This is a genomic window from Pseudomonas sp. PDM32 (assembly GCF_019219225.1).
Taxonomy (GTDB): Bacteria; Pseudomonadota; Gammaproteobacteria; order Pseudomonadales; family Pseudomonadaceae; genus Aquipseudomonas; species Aquipseudomonas laurylsulfatiphila.
Genome location: NZ_JAHUWE010000005.1, coordinates 245,099 through 264,933 on the forward strand (window position 1 = coordinate 245,099; position 19,835 = coordinate 264,933).

Genomic DNA, 19,835 nt, shown 5'->3' on the forward strand with positions numbered 1-19,835 from the left:
GGCACGTGCATTACAGGATGTTGAACGGAACCGTGGTCACGAGACGGAACTCGTTGATGCTGCCGTCAGCCTGGTTTTCGCTGGCACGGTGAGCGGTGTAGGTGCCGCGGATCGTGGTGGCCTTGAGTGGGCCGCTCTGCACGGCGTAGGTTGCGCCGATGCCGTATTCATAGTGGTGTTCGCCATCCTGGGACTGGATGCCGTCGTAACCCTTGCCAGGCACGCCGCCGTTGCCGGTGTAGTGAGTGCCGTCGATACCCCAGCCGCGCGCCTGGTAGATGTTGAACTTCAGGCCTGGCACGCCGTATTCGGCCATGTTCAAGCCGTAGGCAACCTGGAACGATTTTTCGTTCGGGCCGTTGAAGTCCGACAGCAGGGAGTTGGCCAGGTAGATGCCGTTGGTTTCGTGCAGGTAGTCGAAGTATTCGTTGCCGTTCACTTCCTGGTACGAGAGGGTCAGGGTGTGGGCCTGGTGGGTCAGGCCGAACGACAGGGAGTAGGTGTCGTTGTCGATAGTGCCGATCAGGGCCTTACCGGTGTCCTGGGTTTTGTAGTAGTTCAGGCCGGTGGTCAGGCTCAGTACCTGGCTGTCGCCCAGAACGTGGGACGCGCCGAAGTAGTACTGGTTCCAGATGTCTTCCGCCTGGGTCGCCCAGAGGCTGGTGGTCAGGCTGGCAAATGGGGTGTAGGTCAGGCCGCCGGTGTAGACGTGATCGGTCTCGACGATGCCGTTGGCGTATTCGGTGCGGAATTTACGCTGGCTTTCTTCGGTACGCGGTGAGTTGCGGTCGAAGGTGGCCAGGTCGAAGGCCAGGTTGTTCAGCTCTTCGCTGTGGATGGCCACACCTTCGAAACTCGAAGGCAGTGCGCGGTTGCCGATCACGTCGACCATCGGGCTGCTGAAGTTCATGCGGCCGGCGGTCAGGGTGGTGTTGGAGACACGGGCCTTGACGTTGGCCAGGCCCACTTTGCTCCACTGGCCTTGAGCGTCGCCGCCCTCTTTGGTCAGGGTACGGTTGTTGCCCGCGTTTGGACGAGAGCCCGGTGCGCCACCGTTGCCGGAGGCCAGGTCTTTGCGGTCCCGGTCCAGTGCGATGGCGTTGTAGGCCGCCACTTCGGTGCTGAAACCGACAGTCCCTTCGGTGAAGCCCGAGTTGTACTTGACGATAGTGCCCTGGACCCAGTTGATACGACGATCGGTCTCGGCCAGCGTGCCGTGATCGTTGTATTTGAATTTTGCACCACGTTTCAGTTGCTCGTTGGCGTACCAGTTACGCGTGGTGCCGGTGATCGACTGGCCTTCGACAAAACCGGTGGCTTCGCTTTGGGCGTTCTTCTCGTTCACGGTAACCGGGGTGAAAGCCTGGCTTTGGGTTTCTGCGTAAGCCGTGGCGGTTACGCTGCTTATGGCCAAGGCCAATAACGCGGTGCTGCTCAGTTTCATGGGTAAAGCTCCTTACTTTCTTTTTTTTATGCCGGTCTTTTTTTGTGATCCGGCTATTGGTTTAGAACTCATTCACGGCATCGCAAACGTTTGCTGTCAGCCAAATGGGCAAAAGACGGCAAAGCGTCTGCGTGAGGGCGGAAAATCCGCCCCCCGGCATTTCTGGCTAATCGGTTATTTTTCTATGCTGACACCCGAGAACACATTGCGGCCGAACGGGCTCACCTTGAACCCTTCGATTTTGGCGCTCAGCGGCTGGTTGACCGTTGAGTGGGCGACCGGCGTGATCGGCACCTGCTGCTTGAGGTACTGCTGCGCCTGTTTGTAGAGCAGGGTGCGCTGGTCACGGTCGGTGACGACCTTGGCCTGCTTGATCAGCTTGTCGTAGGCCGGATCGCACCACATCGAATAGTTGTTGCCGCCAATGGCGTCGCAGCTGTAGAGCGTGCCCAGCCAGTTGTCCGGATCCCCATTGTCACCGGTCCAGCCGATCAGGCTGATGTCGTGCTCGCCATTCTTGGTGCGCTTGATGTACTCGCCCCACTCATAGCTGACGATCTTGACCTTGAGGCCGATCTTCGCCCAGTCAGCCTGGAGCATTTCGGCCATCAACTTGGCGTTGGGGTTGTACGGACGCTGGACCGGCATGGCCCAGAGGGTGATTTCAGTGCCTTCCTTGACGCCGGCAGCCTTGAGCAGTTCCCTGGCTTTTTCCGGGTTGTAGGCGGCGTCCTTGATGGTGTCGTCGTAGGACCATTGGGTCGGCGGCATGGCGTTGACCGCCAGTTGCCCCGCACCCTGGTAAACGGCATTGAGAATGCCCTGTTTGTTCACCGCCATGTCCAGCGCCTGGCGCACTTCAAGCTGGTCGAACGGCTTGTGGCGCACGTTGTAGGCGATGTAGCCGAGGTTGAAACCAGGCTTCTCGATCAGTTGCAGGGCCGGGTCGTTCTTCAGTGCGGTCACGTCGGCAGGGCGCGGGTGCAGGGTGATCTGGCACTCGCCGGCCTTGAGTTTCTGCACGCGCACCGAGGCGTCGGTATTGATGGCGAAAATCAGGTTGTCGAGCTTGACCCGGCTCGGGTCCCAGTAATGCTTGTTGCCGGTGTAACGGATGTTCGAGTCTTTCTGATAGCTTTTGAACACGAACGGCCCGGTGCCGACCGGCTTCTGGTTGATGTCGCTCGGCTTGCCTTCGGCCAATAGCTTGTCGGCGTATTCGGCCGACAGGATGGCGGCGAAGCTCATGGCGATGTTCTGGATGAACGCGGCGTCCACGCTGTTGAGCGTAAAGAGCACGGTCAGTGGCCCGGTCTTTTCGACCTTGGCGATGTTCTTGTTCAGGCTCATGCCGTTGAAGTACGGAAACTCTGTCGGATAAGCCTTACGGAATGGTTGTTGCGGATCGAGCATGCGATTGAACGTGAACAGCACGTCATCGGCGTTGAAATCGCGGGTTGGCGTGAAGTATTTGGTGGCATGGAACTTCACCCCTTCGCGCAGGTGAAACGTATATTTGAGGCCGTCCTCGGAAATATCCCAGCTCGTGGCCAGACCCGGTACGACATTGGTCGCGCCTTTTTCAAACTCTGCCAGTCGGTTGTACAACGGTTCGGCGGCGTCGTTGTCGGTCGCAGTGGTGTACTGCGCCGTATCGAAACCGGCGGGGCTGCCCTCGGAGCAGAACACCAGGCTGTTGTTGGCAGCCTGGCTGATGGAAGTGGCGGCCAACAGGCCGGTGCCCAGCAATGCGGATAAAACCAAGGTATGGCGCATAACGCTCCCTTTTATCTCAAAGTGTTGTCAATGAGCGGTCGCCCCGTCCGTAGACGTGGAGGCGTCACTGATTTCAAGCCATGCACGCAGCAGTAACCGATGACCCACGCCTGTACTGGTCGGATCCCGACGGTATGAGCCACGGGTCCGGCAGTAAATGCGTAGAGTCCTAAAGACTCGTAGGAAATGGCGACGCGTCCTCACCCGATGCCGTAGTCAGCTGCGGATTTGGATGTAGGCAAATTCCTGCTTGCTCGGTAGATAAAGCAACGGCGACGTCAGAAACGTCGCCGTTGCAAAACCTTATTTGCTGACGCTGACGCCGTAGAAGGAGTTCAAGCCAAATGGGCTGATCTTGAAGTCCTGCACGTTGGCGCGCATAGGTTGGAACACCGTCGAGTGAGCGATAGGTGTCATTGGGACTGCATCTTTGAGGACGTGTTGCGCCTGCTTGTACAGTTCGGTGCGCTTGGCCTGGTCTGAAGTGCGCTTGGCCTGCTTGACGATGTCGTCGAACTTCTTGTCGCACCACTTGGAGAAGTTGTTGCCTTCCAGCGAGTCGCAGCCGAACAGCACGTTCAGCCAGTTGTCCGGATCACCATTGTCACCGCTCCAGCCAATCAGCATCGCCTGGTTCTCGCCACCTTTGGAGCGCTTGATGTACTCGCCCCACTCGTAGCTCTGGATCTTGACCTTGAGGCCGATCTTGGACCAGTCGGACTGCAGCATTTCTGCCATCAGTTTGGCGTTCGGGTTATATGGACGCTGGACCGGCATCGCCCAGAGCACGATTTCGGTGCCATCTTTCACGCCGGCTTCCTTGAGCAGCTCTTTGGCTTTCTCAGGGTTGTACGGCGCATCCTTGATGGTGGTGTCGTAGGACCACTGGGTCGGCGGCATGGCGTTGACGGCCAGTTGGCCGGCGCCCTGGTACACGGAGTCGATGATCTGTTGCTTGTTGACCGCCATGTCCAGTGCCTGGCGAACCTTCAGCTCGGCCAGCGGGTTGGCATCGGTTTGACCCTTGACCTTGGGCATCACGTTGTAGGCGATGTAACCCAGGTTGAAACCGGCCTGGTCAGGCAGCTTCAGGTCCTTGTCTTCTTTCAGCGCCTTCAGGTCGGCCGGACGAGGGAACAGGGTGACCTGGCACTCGTTCTTCTTCAGCTTCTGGATACGTACCGACGGGTCGGTAGTGATGGCGAAGATCAGGTTGTCGATCTTCACGTCGTCAGGCTTCCAGTAGTCCTTGTTCCCGGTGTAGCGGATGTTGGAGTCTTTCTGGTAGCTCTTGAACACGAACGGGCCAGTGCCGACCGGCTTCTGGTTGATGTCGGCGGCCTTGCCTTCCTTGAGCAGCTGGGCAGCGTACTCGGCGGACTGGATCGAGGCGAAGCTCATGGCCATGTTCTGGATGAACGCGGCATCAACGTCCTTGAGGGTGAACTTGACAGTTTTGTCGTCGACTTTATCGATCTTGGTGATGTTGGTATCCATCCCCATGTCGGTGAAGTACGGGAATTCGGTCGGGTACGCTTTGCGGAACGGGTCATCCTTGTTAATCATGCGATTAAAGGTGAACAGCACGTCGTCGGCGTTGAACTCACGAGTCGGCTTGAAGTACGGGGTCGTGTGGAACTTCACACCTTCACGCAGATGGAAGGTGTAGGTCAGGCCGTCATCGGAGACGTCCCAGCTGGTCGCCAGACCTGGAATGACAGCGGTGCCGCCGCGCTCGAATTGGGTGAGGCGGTTGAACATGGTTTCTGCAGAGGCGTCGAAGTCGGTTCCGGTGGTGTATTGACCTGGATCGAAACCGGCCGGGCTCCCTTCGGAGCAGAACACCAGGTTAGTCGCAGCTTGAGCGAACGGTGCACTAGCCAACAGGCTGGCGCCGACTAAAAACGGAATGACCGCTTGTTTAAGCATGGTGGCCTCATGATTTGTTGTCATTTTTGGAATTAGAGGACGACCTCGTGAGTCGTGCCTGCGGATACTTATGCAGGGGCCATACCCAATGCAAGATCCAGAGTGACTACAAGCCTTAAACGGTGGCACGAACGTACCTTAATGTCGCATTTGTATAATTCCTGACGCATTTGACCGTTTGCGCGGCGTTTTTACGGTGCAAGTGACGCACTTTTACAGTGCGCGCCTGACTTGGGTTGCTCCCGCGTGGGGCGGGGGTGTTACTTATTCATACCCCGGATTGTGGGGTGGGCATGGCGTGAATAAGAGTGGTTATTGTTGCACCGATAGTGGCCAATCGACGGCATTTCTCGGGTTGACCTATCCAGTTATAGCTCATGCCTGAAAACTGCCAAAAAAAACGGCGATCATTTTGATGATCGCCGTTTTGGTTTACGGGCTATCGATTCAAGGCATCAGCACTTCAATCGAACCATCGGCGGTCATGCCGACCTGGCTGGTGCCGGCTTCGACATCCGGTGTCACGGGGGCGGCGTCCATGGCGGCCGCTTTCATCATCATCGGCGCGCGCAGATAAGGCTGTGGATAACCGTTGCTGTTGAGGTTCAGGTTGACGATTTTGTAGCTCTTGCCGCCAAGGGCATCGGTGGCCAGTTGGGCGCGGGCCTTGAAGGCGCTCACGGCATCCTTGAGCAGGGCGTCTTCACTGGCCTTGCGGGTCGGAGTGGCGATGGCGAAGTCCATGCCGCCCATTTTCAGGTCAGTGAGCAGCTCGCCGGTCAGCTTCGACAGCGCGGCGAAGTCCGAACTTTCCAGGCGCAATTCGGCGCGCTCGCGCCAGCCGGTGATTTTCTGGCCCTTGGTGTCGTAGATCGGGTAGCTGTTGCGACTGCCCTGACGCAGGGTGATGTCCTTGACCTGCTTGGCCTGGGCCAGCGCCTTGTTCATGGTGGTGCTGACGTCGGCGGCGAGTTTGGCCGGGTCGCTGTTCTGTTCTTCGGTGTAGAGCGTCACGATCATCAGGTCGCGGGCCACTTCCTGACTGACTTCGGCGCGCAGGGAAATCTGGTTGTAATGCAGTTCGTCGGCGGCCAGGGCCGGGAGGCTGGCGACGGTGCCGAGACTCAGGGCGAGGAGGGCGGCGCTGCGGCGGAATGTGTGCATGAAGGCTCCTTGAAAGGTGCGCAGGGGTGTGGTCCGGACCTGCGTGAAACCATCAGACTCTAGCTTTTATGCTCTGGTTCGCACAGTTACAACTTCTATACAGATGCATGGCCCTTTGCAGGAGCGAGCTTGCTGTGGCGAGGGGGCTTGTCGGACCGCCGCACCGCCCCGTTCGGCTGCGAAGCAGTCGCAGATTGCCTCACTTGGTTCAACCGATAAAATGCGGCGGCAGGTTTTAGGACTGCTTCGCAGTCCAACGGGGGCAAGCCCCCTCGCCACAGAGTTCATTGCACGCAGTTCCACGCCAATGACTGTGGCCGTTTGCCGCACTTTTGCCTGTCAGCCCCCGCGCTTGGTTATACTCCCTGCGATCCGCCTGGAGCGCTCATCAGGAGAGCTCATGCTCGCCCCCGTTCAAATCACTTCCGCCACTCGCCAGAACCTCTGGCGGCTGACATTCATCCGCACATTGGTGCTGGCCGCCCAGGCCGGTTCCGTGGGCCTGGCCTACTGGCTCGAACTGTTGCCACTGCCCTGGTTTCAACTGGCTGCGACCCTCGCCTGTTCGATGCTATTGTGCGTGTTCACAGCGATTCGCCTGCGCACCTCGTGGCCGGTGACCGAGCTCGAATACGCCGTGCAACTGGCTTGCGACCTGTTTATCCACAGCGCATTGCTGTATTTCTCCGGTGGCTCGACCAACCCCTTCGTCTCCTATTACCTGGTGCCGCTGACCATTGCCGCCGTGACGTTGCCATGGCGTTATTCGGTGATCCTCTCGGGGATCGCACTGACGATGTACACACTGCTGCTGGCTCAGTTCTATCCGCTGCAAACCTTCCCCATCGCCAGGGAAAACCTGCAGGTGTACGGGATGTGGTTGAGCTTTGCCCTCGCGGCTGCGGTCATCACGTTCTTCGCCGCGCGCATGGCCGAAGAACTGCGTCGTCAGGAAGAGCTGCGTGCCATTCGCCGCGAAGAAGGCCTGCGCGATCAGCAACTGTTGGCCGTTGCCACCCAGGCCGCCGGTGCCGCCCATGAACTGGGCACGCCGCTTGCGACCATGAGCGTGTTACTCAAGGAAATGCGTCAGGACCACCCTGACCCGATGTTGCAGGATGACCTGAGCGTGCTGCAGGATCAGGTCAAACTGTGTAAAGAGACCTTGCAGCATCTGGTACGCGCCGCAGAGGCCAATCGCCGGTTGGCGGTGGAGATGCAGGACGTCACCGACTGGCTAGATGAAGCCCTCAATCGTTGGCACCTGATGCGCCCGGAAGCCAGCTATCGCTTCCAGCGCCTCGGCCAGGGCGCGGTACCCCGTATGGCGCCGCCGCCGGATTTGACCCAGGCGTTGCTGAATCTGCTGAACAACGCCGCCGACGCCTGCCCCGAAGGGCTGCAGGTGACGCTGGACTGGGATTGGGAAAACCTCACCATCAGCATCCGTGACCATGGCGCCGGTGTGCCGCTGGCCATCGCCGAGCAAATCGGCAAGCCGTTTTTTACCACCAAGGGCAAAGGTTTCGGCCTGGGCCTGTTTTTGAGCAAGGCCAGCGTGACACGCGCCGGCGGCTCAGTGAAACTCTACAGTCATGAGGAAGGCGGCACGCTCACCGAGCTGCGCCTTCCCCGTGTCGCCCGAGGAGACGAACATGAGTGAAGAGATCCAAGTCGAAGGCGAAGAACTGCCGCATTTGTTGCTGGTCGATGACGACGCCACATTCACCCGCGTCATGGCCCGCGCCATGGCCCGCCGCGGTTTTCGCGTCAGCACCGCCGGTTCCGCCGAAGAAGGCCTGGAACTGGCCAAGGCCGATCTGCCGGATTATGCCGCCCTGGACCTGAAAATGGACGGCGATTCGGGCCTGGTGCTGCTGCCCAAGTTGCTGGAAATGGACCCGGAAATGCGCGTGGTGATCCTCACCGGTTATTCGAGCATTGCCACCGCTGTCGAGGCGATCAAGCGCGGTGCCTGCAACTACCTGTGCAAACCGGCTGACGCCGACGACGTGCTGGCGGCGCTGCTGTCCGAACACGCCGACCTCGACAGCCTGGTGCCGGAAAACCCGATGTCCGTGGACCGCCTGCAGTGGGAGCACATCCAGCGCGTGCTGACCGAGCACGAAGGCAACATCTCCGCCACTGCCCGCGCCCTGGGCATGCACCGCCGCACCCTGCAGCGCAAACTGCAGAAGCGCCCCGTTCGCCGCTGAACCTGCGCTGAACGAATGCGGGCCGTATCTCGCGACAAACCGGACCGATCATCTATGATCGGTTCGTGCGTGTTCTTTTCTTTATCGAGCCTTATCCATGAATCAGAACGCTGAGTATTCCGCGGTCAACGACGCCGTGCGCGGGCATTTTTTTCGCAAAGTGTGGGCAATGATCACGCCTTACTGGCGCAGTGAAGAGAAGGTCAAGGCCTGGACGCTGCTGATCGCAGTGATTGCGCTGTCGCTGATCAGCGTGGGGATCTCGGTGTGGTTCAACACCTGGTACAAGGACTTCTACAACGCCCTGCAAAAGAAGGACGAGGCAGCATTCTGGCAACTGATCCTGTATTTCTGTGCGATTGCGGCGGTGGCGATCATCGGCGCGGTGTATCGGCTCTACCTGACGCAGATGCTGACGATCCGCTGGCGGGCGTGGCTCACCGAAAAGCATTTCAGCCGTTGGCTGGCGGAGAAAAACTATTACCAGCTGGAGCAGGGCGGTTACACCGATAACCCGGACCAGCGGATTTCCGAAGATCTCAACAACTTCACCTCCAACACCCTTGAACTGGGTATCGGGCTGCTGCGCAATATCGTCAGCCTGGTGTCGTTCTCGATCATTCTGTGGGGCGTGTCGGGCAGTATCGAAGTGTTCGGCATCACCATTCCCGGCTACATGTTCTGGTGCGTGCTGGTTTACGCGGTGGTGGGCAGTTGGCTGACGCATTTGATCGGTCGTCGCCTGATCGGTCTGAACAACCAACAACAACGCTTCGAAGCCGACCTGCGTTTCTCCATGGTGCGGATTCGCGAGAATGCCGAAAGCATCGCGTTGTACAACGGCGAACCGAACGAAAATCGTCGGTTGAGCAGTCGCTTCGGGATGGTCTGGCACAACTTCTGGGACATCATGAAGGTGTCCAAGCGCTTGACGTTTTTCACCGCCGGTTACAGCCAGGCAGCCATCATCTTCCCGTTCATCGTGGCCTCGCCGCGTTACCTCTCAGGCAAGATCGAACTGGGCGAACTGATGCAGATCAGCTCGGCGTTCGGCAATGTGCAGGAAAGCTTCAGCTGGTTCATCAGCGCCTACCAGAGCCTCGCTTCCTGGCGCGCCACCTGCGATCGTCTGCTGAGCTTCCACCAGGCCATGCGTGACAACGAAGAGCGTGCCCCCGCCATCGACGTGCAGAATTCGGGTTCCGTCCTGAAGGTGCACAACCTCAGCCTCGACCTGGCGGAAGGTCGTCACCTGCTGACCAACGCCGAGATGACCGTGGAGGAGGGCGAGCGCGTGATGCTCAGCGGTCGCTCCGGCAGCGGCAAGTCGACCCTGCTGCGGGCAATGGGACACCTGTGGCCGGCTGGCCACGGCAGTATTCGCCTGCCATCGGCGCGTTACCTGTTCCTGCCGCAAAAGCCGTATCTGCCGATTGGCACCCTGCGTGATGTCCTCAGTTATCCACAGCCTGGTGATACCTATCCGAACGAGCGCTACGTGCAGGTGCTGGAAACCTGTCGTTTGCCGCATCTGATTGCCCGTCTCGACGAAGCCAACCACTGGCAGCGCATGTTGTCTCCGGGTGAGCAGCAACGCCTGGCCTTTGCCCGTGCGCTGCTTTATGCACCGCAATGGCTGTACATGGACGAAGCGACCTCGGCGATGGACGAGGAGGACGAGGCCACGCTGTACCAGGCGCTGATCGATGAATTGCCGGGGCTGAGCATTGTCAGCGTCGGCCATCGCAGCAGCCTCAAGCGCTTCCATCCGCGGCATGTTCGTATCGAGAATGGCCATCTGGTGGACCAGGCCGTGACCGCATAAACACCCCCGCCCCTGGTAGGAGCTGCCACAGGCTGCGATCTTTTGACTTTGCCTTTCAAGATCAAGAGCAAAAGATCGCAGCCTGCGGCAGCTCCTACAGGGGTTCAGGGGGATGGGTGATCGTACAACCGCGTTGCGCTATGATGCGCTTTCAGCCGCCGAACTTTTCGAGACCGACGTACACCATGGAAAACCCGATCGACACACCACGCCTCCCACGCAAGCGCCGCAGCCTCGCTCAGGAACTGGTGACGGTGCTGTCCGAGCAGATCCGCGACGGTCATCTCAAGCGTGGCGACAAGTTGCCCACCGAGTCGGCCATCATGGATGCCCATGGTGTCAGCCGCACGGTGGTACGCGAAGCGATATCCCGTCTGCAGGCGGCCGGCCAGGTGGAAACCCGCCATGGCATCGGCACCTTCGTGCTCGACACACCGAGCCCGAGTGGCTTTCGTATCGACCCGGCGACCGTGGTGACCTTGCGCGATGTGCTGGCGATCCTGGAGTTGCGTATCAGTCTCGAAGTGGAGTCTGCCGGGCTGGCGGCCCAACGCCGCAGTCCGGAACAACTGGCCAACATGCGCGCCGCCCTCGATGCGTTGAATGAAAGCGCCGCCCACGCCAGTGATGCCGTGGCTTCTGACTTCGCCTTCCACCTCGAAATAGCATTGTCCACAGGCAACCGTTATTTCACCGACATCATGACCCACCTGGGCACCAGCATTATCCCGCGCACACGGTTGAATTCCGCGCGCCTGGCCCATGACGACCAGCAGCACTACATGGGTCGCCTGAGCCGTGAACATGAGGAAATCTACGACGCCATTGCCCGTCAGGATTCCGATGCGGCCCGGGCCGCCATGCGTTTGCACCTGACCAACAGTCGTGAACGGTTGCGCCATGCCCATGAAGAGGCTGAGGCACAGCGGGGTTAGTCTTACTGCTTCGGGCGACTCATCGTCCGGTAAGCCGTCATCGCGAGCAGGCTCGCTCCCACAGTTGATTGCGGATGTTCACAGATTTTTGTGTGCGCAGGCGATCCCCTGTGGGAGCGAGCCTGCTCGCGATTGGGCCGCAAGCACGCCGCATTCTTCAGCCGGTCGCTGATTGATCTTCCGACAACGTAACTCCTCTGCCATGAATGCGCCGCACATTCCATTTCTTCTCTCAACGCTGAAAGGCCCATAAACGCGGGCTTGTGACCCTGCTTGTGGAACAATTTCCACCCTCAGCGATGAAATGCAGTTGACGGTTGTATTTTAAGTTGTACGATGACCTACAACTTCGGCGCAGGCTGAACGGTTTTCTCACACAACGTCGCTATCCAGGGTGTTCGAATAATGAATCCACAAGAACTGAAGTCCATCCTCTCTTCCGGTCTGCTGTCTTTCCCGGTTACCGATTTCAATGCTCAGGGCGACTTCAATCGCGCGGGTTATATCAAGCGTCTCGAATGGCTGGCCCCATACGGCGCTTCGGCGCTGTTCGCCGCGGGCGGCACCGGTGAGTTCTTCTCTCTGGCGGCCAGCGAATATTCGGAAATCATCAAGACTGCAGTCGACACTTGCGCCACCAGCGTACCAATCCTGGCCGGCGTGGGCGGTTCGACCCGCCAGGCCATCGAGTACGCACAGGAAGCCGAGCGTCTGGGTGCCAAGGGCCTGTTGCTGCTGCCGCACTACCTGACCGAAGCCAGCCAGGACGGCGTTGCCGCCCACGTTGAAGCCGTGTGCAAATCGGTCAACATCGGCGTGGTGGTCTACAACCGTAACGTCTGCCGCCTGACCGCGCCGCTGCTGGAACGCTTGGCCGAGCGCTGCCCGAACCTGATCGGCTACAAGGATGGCCTGGGTGACATCGAGTTGATGGTGTCGATCCGTCGCCGCCTCGGTGATCGTTTCAGCTACCTGGGTGGTTTGCCGACCGCCGAAGTCTACGCCGCGGCCTACAAGGCGCTGGGCGTGCCGGTCTACTCCTCGGCGGTGTTCAACTTCATCCCGAAAACCGCGATGGATTTCTATCACGCGATCGCTCGCGAAGATCACGCCACCGTCGGCAAGATCATCGACGACTTCTTCCTGCCGTACCTGGACATCCGTAACCGCAAGGCGGGTTATGCCGTGAGCATCGTCAAGGCCGGGGCAAAAATTGCCGGCTACGACGCGGGTCCTGTGCGTGCACCGCTGACCGATCTGACCGGCGAAGAGTATGAAATGCTCGCCGCGCTGATCGACAAGCAGGGTGCGCAGTAACACATCCGATTAAGTAAGGCCGCTGAGCAATCAGCGGCTTTTTGCGTGAGGAGATCTTAAAGTGGCAGATGCAAAGCGTTTCGATAACTACATCAACGGCGAGTGGGTTTCCGGCGGCGATTACTCGACCAACATCAACCCGTCCGAACTGACCGATGCCATCGGCGATTACGCCAAGGCTGACCTGGCCCAGGTCAACGCCGCCATCGACGCCGCCCGTGCCGCGTTCCCGGCGTGGTCCACTTCCGGCATCCAGGCGCGCCACGATTCCCTGGATAAAGTCGGCACTGAAATCCTCGCCCGTCGCGAAGAACTCGGCACCCTGCTGGCCCGGGAAGAGGGCAAGACCCTGCCCGAAGCCATCGGCGAAGTGACCCGCGCCGGCAACATCTTCAAGTTCTTCGCCGGTGAATGCCTGCGTCTGTCCGGCGACTACCTGCCGTCCGTACGTCCGGGCGTCAACGTTGAAGTCACTCGCGAAGCCTTGGGCGTGGTCGGTCTGATCACCCCGTGGAACTTCCCGATCGCGATCCCTTCGTGGAAAATCGCCCCGGCCCTGGCCTACGGCAACTGCGTCGTGCTCAAACCGGCGGACCTGGTACCAGGTTGCGCCTGGGCCCTGGCGGAAATTATCTCCCGCGCCGGTTTCCCGGCCGGCGTGTTCAACCTGGTGATGGGCAGCGGTCGCGTAGTCGGTGAAGCGCTGGTTAACAGCCCGAAAGTCGATGGCATCAGCTTCACCGGTTCGGTGGGTGTGGGTCGTCAGATCGCTGTGAACTGCGTGTCGCGTCAGGCCAAGGTCCAGCTGGAAATGGGCGGCAAGAACCCGCAGATCATTCTCGACGATGCCGACCTCAAGCAAGCGGTCGAGCTGTCGGTGCAGAGCGCGTTCTACTCCACCGGCCAGCGTTGCACCGCATCCAGTCGCTTCATCGTCACCGCCGGGATTCACGACAAGTTCGTCGAAGCCATGGCCGAACGCATGAAGTCGATCAAGGTCGGCCACGCGTTGAAGGCTGGCACCGACATCGGTCCGGTGGTCTCGCAAGCGCAGCTTGAACAGGACATGAAGTACATCGACATCGGCCAGTCCGAAGGTGCACGTCTGGTCAGCGGCGGTGGTCTGGTGACCTGTGACACCGAGGGCTACTTCCTCGCGCCGACCCTGTTTGCCGACAGCGAAGCGTCGATGCGCATCAGCCGCGAAGAGATCTTCGGCCCGGTGGCCAACATCGTCCGCGTCGCCGATTACGAAGCCGCGCTGGCCATGGCCAACGACACCGAGTTCGGGCTGTCGGCGGGCATTGCCACCACCTCGCTGAAATATGCCAACCACTTCAAGCGCCACTCCCAGGCCGGGATGGTGATGGTCAACCTGCCGACCGCCGGTGTGGATTACCACGTTCCGTTCGGTGGGCGTAAAGGTTCATCCTATGGATCACGTGAGCAAGGTCGCTATGCGCAAGAGTTCTACACGGTCGTGAAGACCTCTTACATCGGTTCGTAACGCGCAACACCGCTGTATCCGGTGCCACCCCGGTGGCACCGATACCGCAAACCCATGTAGGAGCTGCCGCAGGCTGCGATCTTTTGATCTTTATTTTCGGTGCCTTTGATGGCGCTAAAGATCAAAAGATCGCAGCCTGCGGCAGCTCCTACAGGACACAAGCTTCACCCGCGCATAAAAATAATCAGTGGGAGTACATCAACATGCAATCGACCAAGCCGACTCACGTCCGCTATCTGATCCTGCTCATGCTGTTTCTGGTGACCACGATCAACTACGCCGACCGCGCGACCATCGCCATCGCCGGCTCGAGCCTGCAAAAAGACCTCGGCATCGACGCGGTCACCCTCGGTTATATCTTCTCCGCATTCGGTTGGGCCTACGTGGCCGGGCAAATCCCCGGTGGCTGGTTGCTGGACCGTTTCGGTTCGAAAAAAATCTATGCACTGAGCATCTTCACCTGGTCGCTGTTTACCGTCCTGCAGGGGTATGTCGGCGAGTTCGGCATGTCCACGGCGGTGGTTGCGCTGTTCATGCTGCGCTTTCTGGTCGGCCTGGCCGAAGCGCCATCCTTCCCTGGCAACGCGCGCATCGTCGCCGCCTGGTTTCCGACCGCTGAACGCGGCACCGCCTCGGCGATCTTCAACTCGGCGCAATACTTTGCCACTGTGTTGTTCGCACCGCTGATGGGCTGGATCGTCTACAGCTTCGGCTGGCAGCACGTGTTCATCGTCATGGGCGTGATCGGTATCATCTTCTCCGGGATCTGGCTGAAAGTGATCTACAGCCCGCGCCAACATCCGATGATCAACGATGCCGAGTTCAAGCACATCGCCGACAACGGCGGCATGGTCGACATGGACCAGGACAAGGGCAAAGGCAAGAAGACCGACGGCCCGAAATGGGACTACATCCGTCAGTTGCTGACCAATCGCATGATGCTCGGCGTGTACCTGGGCCAGTACTGCATCAACGGCATCACTTACTTCTTCCTGACCTGGTTCCCGGTGTACCTGGTGCAGGAGCGTGGCATGACCATCCTCAAGGCCGGTTTCATCGCGTCCTTGCCGGCGATCTGCGGCTTCATCGGGGGCGTGCTCGGCGGGGTGATTTCCGATTACCTGTTGCGCAAAGGCCATTCCCTGACCTTCGCCCGCAAGGCACCGATCATTGCCGGCCTGCTGGTTTCCAGCAGCATCGTGGCATGCAACTACGTCGACGTAGAATGGATGGTCGTCGGCTTCATGGCCCTGGCGTTCTTCGGCAAAGGCGTTGGCGCACTGGGCTGGGCCGTGGTGTCCGATACTTCGCCCAAGCAGATCGCCGGTCTGAGCGGTGGCCTGTTCAACACCTTCGGTAACCTGGCTTCGATTACCACTCCGATCGTCATCGGCTACATCATCAGCTCCACCGGTTCATTCAAGTGGGCGCTGGTGTTCGTCGGTTGCAACGCGCTGGTCGCGGTGTTCAGCTACCTGGTGATCGTGGGTCCGATCAAGCGTGTGGTGCTCAAAGAGCCTCCCGCGAATGGTACTGAAGCCCCTGGCAAATTGTCTCAAGCGCATTCCTGAGGAGCGGCGTCATGCAGTTGATTGAACATTCCGATTCGCCGCGCTACATCCGTCTGCACGAGCGGGATAACGTAGTGATCGTGGTCAACGATCAGGGCGTACCGGCCGGTACCGAATTTGCCGACGGCCTGGTCACCGTGGATTTCGTGCCTCAGAGCCACAAGGTCACCTTGGAAGACATTCCCGAGGGCGGCCAGGTGATTCGTTACGGCCAGGTCATCGGCTATGCCTTGCAGCCGATTCCCCGCGGTAGCTGGGTCAAGGAAGATCAACTGCGCATGCCGACCGCGCCACCGCTGGACAGCCTGCCGCTGTGCACCGACGTGCCCGCCGCGCAAGCACCGCTGGAAGGCTTCACCTTCGAGGGTTATCGCAACGCTGACGGCACCGTCGGCACGCGCAACATTCTCGGCATCACCACCACCGTGCAATGTGTGACCGGTGTGCTCGATCATGCGGTCAAGCGCATCAAGGCCGAGTTGCTGCCCAAGTACCCGCACGTCGATGACGTGGTGGCGCTGACCCACAGCTACGGCTGTGGCGTGGCCATCACTGCGACCGACGCGTACATCCCGATTCGCACGGTGCGCAATCTCGCGCGCAACCCGAACCTGGGCGGCGAAGCGCTGGTGATCAGCCTGGGCTGCGAGAAATTGCAGGCCGGGCAGGTTATGCACGAGAACGACAGTTCGGTGGATTTGAGCGAGCCATGGCTGTACCGCTTGCAGGACTCCAGCCACGGCTTCACCGAGATGATCGAACAGATCATGGCGCTGGCCGAAACCCGTTTGAAGAAACTCGATCAACGTCGCCGGGAAACCGTGCCGGCGTCCGAACTGATTCTCGGCATGCAGTGTGGCGGCAGTGATGCGTTCTCCGGCATCACCGCCAACCCGGCGCTGGGTTATGCCTCGGACCTGTTGCTGCGGGCCGGTGCGACGGTGATGTTTTCCGAAGTCACCGAAGTGCGCGATGCCATTTACCTGCTGACCTCCCGCGCGGAAAACCAGGACGTCGCCCAGGAACTGGTGCGGGAAATGGACTGGTACGACCGTTACCTGGCCAAGGGCGAAGCGGACCGCAGCGCCAACACCACGCCGGGCAACAAGAAGGGCGGGTTGTCGAACATTGTCGAGAAGTCCCTGGGCTCGATCGTCAAGTCCGGCAGCAGCGCGATCAACGGCGTGCTCGGCCCAGGCGAGCGTTTCAAGCGCAAAGGCCTGATCTTCTGCGCGGCCCCGGCCAGCGACTTTGTCTGCGGGACGCTGCAACTGGCGGCAGGGATGAACCTGCACGTGTTCACCACCGGTCGCGGCACGCCTTACGGGCTGGCCATGGCACCGGTGGTGAAGGTGTCGACCCGGACCGAATTGGCGCAACGCTGGCCGGACCTGATCGACATCGACGCCGGGCGCATTGCCACCGGTCGCGCATCGATCGAGGAGCTGGGCTGGGAGCTGTTTCACTACTACCTGGATGTGGCGAGCGGCAAGAAGCAGACGTGGGCCGAGCAGCACAAGCTGCATAACGACATCACCCTGTTCAACCCGGCGCCGATCACCTGAGACCGCGTTGCCTGGAAAAGATCGCAGCCTGCGGCAGCTCCTACAGAACACGCGTTCCCATGTAGGAGCTGCCGCAGGCTGCGATCTTTTGATCTTAATGTGCCCGGTGTGGCTTATCATTAGCCCCCTAACGACGCCCACCCCAAGGTCCTCTCCGGCATGCTGGCAATATTCCTCGAAACCCTGAACATCACCGCGCCGGTATTCGCCATGCTGTTTCTGGGTGTGCTGCTCAAGCGCATCGACTGGATCAACGACAACTTCATCCACACGGCGTCGGCCCTGGTGTTCAACGTCACCATGCCGGCGCTGCTGTTTCTGGGCATCCTGCATGCCGACCTGCACGCGGCGTTGCAGCCGGCGCTGCTGATCTATTTCTCCCTTGCGACCCTGGTGGGTTTTGCCATCGCCTGGGGCTGGGCGATCTGGAAGTGTCCGCGGGAAGATCGGGGGATCTACACCCAGGGCGCCTTTCGCGGTAACAACGGGGTGATCGGCCTGGCGCTAGCGGCCAGCATGTACGGCGACTACGGGATTTCCCTGGGGGCGATCCTCGCGGCGCTGGTGATCCTGTTTTACAACACGCTCTCGACCATCGTCCTGGCGGTGTACAGCCCGGTGATCAAGTCCGATCCGTGGAGCATCTGCAAAAGCGTGTTCAGCAATCCGCTGATCATCAGCGTGATGGCGGCGGCGCCCTTCGCCTATTTCAAGATCGGCTTGCCAGGGTGGCTGGAGACCTCCGGTCAGTACCTGGCGCAAACTACCTTGCCACTGGCGCTGATCTGCATCGGTGGCACCTTGTCCATGGCGGCGCTGCGCAAAAGCGGCAACATGGCGTTGAGTTCAAGCCTGGTGAAGATGATCGGCTTGCCGGTACTGGCGACGCTGGGCGCGTGGTTGTGGGGCTTTCGCGGCGCGGAATTGGGGATTCTGTTTCTGTACTTCGGCAGCCCGACCGCCGCCGCCAGTTTTGTGATGGCGCGGGCGGCCGAGGGCAATCATGAACTGGCGGCGGCGATTATCGTGATCACCACGCTGATGGCGGCGGTCACCACCAATGTGGGGATCTTTTTTTTGCAGTGGGGTGGGTGGATTTAGCGCCCTTGTTCATCTGCAAGGGTTTTGCACACCGGTTCGATCACCGGAGGCGCCTGGGTCGGATAGTGCGTGGGCATGACCTGCACCGGGGTTGTCACGACGAAGCCATCGGCAAAGGTCGTTTCGACAAAGGTCGCTTTCCAGCCAATTGCCGGTGTGTCGGTCTGCATGTCGGCGTTGAGCGGGTCCGTCAGCTTTACGTCTTCAGGTACATATTGGATGCCGCAGGGGTGACGAAAGTCCCGGGCGACCGGATTTATCGCGGTCCACTGAACCACTCGCACCGGTGCTTCGGAAAAGTGCAGCCCCACCTTTTGTGTTGAATCATGCGGGTTGGCGCGCATGGAGATGACCGGCAAAGGCTTGTCCTGTTGCCAGCGATTGATGACCGGTATCAGCGAGTTCTCGACGAACCGGTTGATGCCGTAGTGGCTCGCATTGGGAGCGACTCGCAAGGCTTTCGGGCCGGGTAGCTGATCGAAGAAAAACTGTGAATTGTCGGGCAGGAAGAAGTCGTCGCTGCTGGCGTTGACGATGTATTTCGGGATTGCCAGGCGATCGGCATAGCGGGTCTGCAGATAGCTGAGCGGATCTTCTATTTTCATCAATCGGGCGAAATTTTCAGTCTTGATCTGTTGGGTGATGCCCTCGTGATGGTAGTCAAAGAACGCCAATGGCCAGTTCTTGCCGTAGCTTTGATAGGTATGCTCAAGCACGTTATCCATGCCCAGCACGTCGATGACAAATGGCACGATGGCTGTGATCCGGTCATCGGCGATGGCTGCCAGCCAGGTGGTCCAGCCACGTTTTGAGGCGCCGCTGGCGATGAAACGCTCTATCCCCCAAGGCTGCAGTTCCCTTTGCGCGAGGTCCATGGCCTTGACCATCGACACCACCATCGGCAGGCGCACCGACATGTACGGGCGCTGGAGCGGGGCGTCGAGAAAGAGCTTCCAGCTGTGGGCGACGCTGGCATCTTCCGTGCGGGCTATGCCGTCATCGGCATAGGTCAGGTACTGGTTCGGGACATTGCTGACGGAAATGACAATCGTGCGTGTGCTACGCGCCACTTCAAGGGCCATGGCTTCGGTAAAGTCCGTCGGTTCGTCGGCGTTGTCCGGCCCGGCGTTGGAGGTTCCGTTGTTGGCCACCAGCAGCGACTGGCCGTGCAGGGCATTGTCCGGGATGTAGATGTCCACAGTGTGTTTCCACTGGGTGGGGCTAACCAGTCCTTGTGGCGACCATTGCTGGGAGGACAGGTCGAAACTGCGCTTCTCCACACCGGGAAATGGCGTGTTGCCTTTGACGGAGTAAATCAGCGGATTGGCGTCTGCGGCTTTCTTGTAGCAAGCAAGTACTTCGCTGAAGTCCTGGTTGCTGGCGTCGAAACACGCTTGGGTTGAGGCGTGTATCGAACTGCTGACGAGCAGGCTGGATAACATCAATTTTGACAATGCGAACCTGGCGTTCAATCCCATGGGAACC

At 59.7% G+C, this 19,835-nt stretch carries 14 protein-coding genes; 9 read left to right on the forward strand and 5 right to left on the reverse strand.

Going from position 1 to position 19,835, the window contains the following annotated elements:
• Positions 1-10: 10 nt before the first annotated feature.
• From KW846_RS11735 to KW846_RS11750, 4 genes are all read right to left on the reverse strand, one after another.
• Complete coding sequence (locus KW846_RS11735) at positions 11-1,444, reverse strand: OprD family porin (protein ID WP_116580950.1); 1,434 nt, start codon at positions 1,442-1,444, stop codon at positions 11-13.
• 174 nt (positions 1,445-1,618) lie between these two features.
• Positions 1,619-3,220: an ABC transporter substrate-binding protein gene (locus tag KW846_RS11740; RefSeq protein ID WP_218482339.1), complete on the reverse strand. Its 1,602-nt coding sequence runs from the start codon at positions 3,218-3,220 to the stop codon at positions 1,619-1,621.
• A gap of 303 nt (positions 3,221-3,523) precedes the next feature.
• Entirely contained in the window at positions 3,524-5,149 is a 1,626-nt protein-coding gene (locus KW846_RS11745) for an ABC transporter substrate-binding protein (RefSeq protein ID WP_007973045.1), read from the reverse strand.
• 447 nt (positions 5,150-5,596) lie between these two features.
• Entirely contained in the window at positions 5,597-6,313 is a 717-nt protein-coding gene (locus tag KW846_RS11750; protein WP_218482340.1) for an SIMPL domain-containing protein, read from the reverse strand.
• A 400-nt stretch (positions 6,314-6,713) separates the two neighbouring features.
• On the opposite strand from KW846_RS11750, the gene KW846_RS11755 reads away from it, so the two are divergent.
• From KW846_RS11755 to KW846_RS11795, 9 genes are all read left to right on the forward strand, one after another.
• Positions 6,714-7,976: an ATP-binding protein gene (locus KW846_RS11755; RefSeq protein WP_015093476.1), complete on the forward strand. Its 1,263-nt coding sequence runs from the start codon at positions 6,714-6,716 to the stop codon at positions 7,974-7,976.
• Complete coding sequence (locus KW846_RS11760) at positions 7,969-8,529, forward strand: response regulator transcription factor (RefSeq protein ID WP_007973041.1); 561 nt, start codon at positions 7,969-7,971, stop codon at positions 8,527-8,529. The genes KW846_RS11755 and KW846_RS11760 overlap by 8 nt, the downstream gene beginning before the upstream one ends.
• A gap of 97 nt (positions 8,530-8,626) precedes the next feature.
• Entirely contained in the window at positions 8,627-10,354 is a 1,728-nt protein-coding gene (locus KW846_RS11765) for an ABC transporter ATP-binding protein/permease (RefSeq protein ID WP_218482341.1), read from the forward strand.
• Positions 10,355-10,539: 185 nt separating this feature from the next.
• Complete coding sequence (locus KW846_RS11770) at positions 10,540-11,289, forward strand: FadR/GntR family transcriptional regulator (RefSeq protein ID WP_015093478.1); 750 nt, start codon at positions 10,540-10,542, stop codon at positions 11,287-11,289.
• A gap of 405 nt (positions 11,290-11,694) precedes the next feature.
• Positions 11,695-12,606 (forward strand): 5-dehydro-4-deoxyglucarate dehydratase, encoded by a 912-nt coding sequence (kdgD, locus tag KW846_RS11775; protein ID WP_007976489.1) that lies wholly within the window; start codon positions 11,695-11,697, stop codon positions 12,604-12,606.
• A gap of 61 nt (positions 12,607-12,667) precedes the next feature.
• Entirely contained in the window at positions 12,668-14,113 is a 1,446-nt protein-coding gene (locus KW846_RS11780) for an aldehyde dehydrogenase family protein (protein ID WP_102702310.1), read from the forward strand.
• 203 nt (positions 14,114-14,316) lie between these two features.
• A complete protein-coding gene (locus KW846_RS11785) occupies positions 14,317-15,684 on the forward strand; it encodes an MFS transporter (protein ID WP_007976482.1) in 1,368 nt (455 codons plus the stop codon).
• Positions 15,685-15,695: 11 nt separating this feature from the next.
• Positions 15,696-17,249, forward strand: coding sequence for a galactarate dehydratase (gene garD, locus KW846_RS11790; protein WP_218482342.1), 1,554 nt, complete (start codon positions 15,696-15,698; stop codon positions 17,247-17,249).
• 159 nt (positions 17,250-17,408) lie between these two features.
• A complete protein-coding gene (locus tag KW846_RS11795) occupies positions 17,409-18,350 on the forward strand; it encodes an AEC family transporter (protein ID WP_218482343.1) in 942 nt (313 codons plus the stop codon).
• Here KW846_RS11795 and KW846_RS11800 read toward each other — a convergent pair.
• Positions 18,347-19,792: a PhoPQ-activated pathogenicity-related family protein gene (locus KW846_RS11800; protein ID WP_256356692.1), complete on the reverse strand. Its 1,446-nt coding sequence runs from the start codon at positions 19,790-19,792 to the stop codon at positions 18,347-18,349. The genes KW846_RS11795 and KW846_RS11800 overlap by 4 nt on opposite strands.
• Between the last annotated feature and the right edge of the window lie 43 nt (positions 19,793-19,835).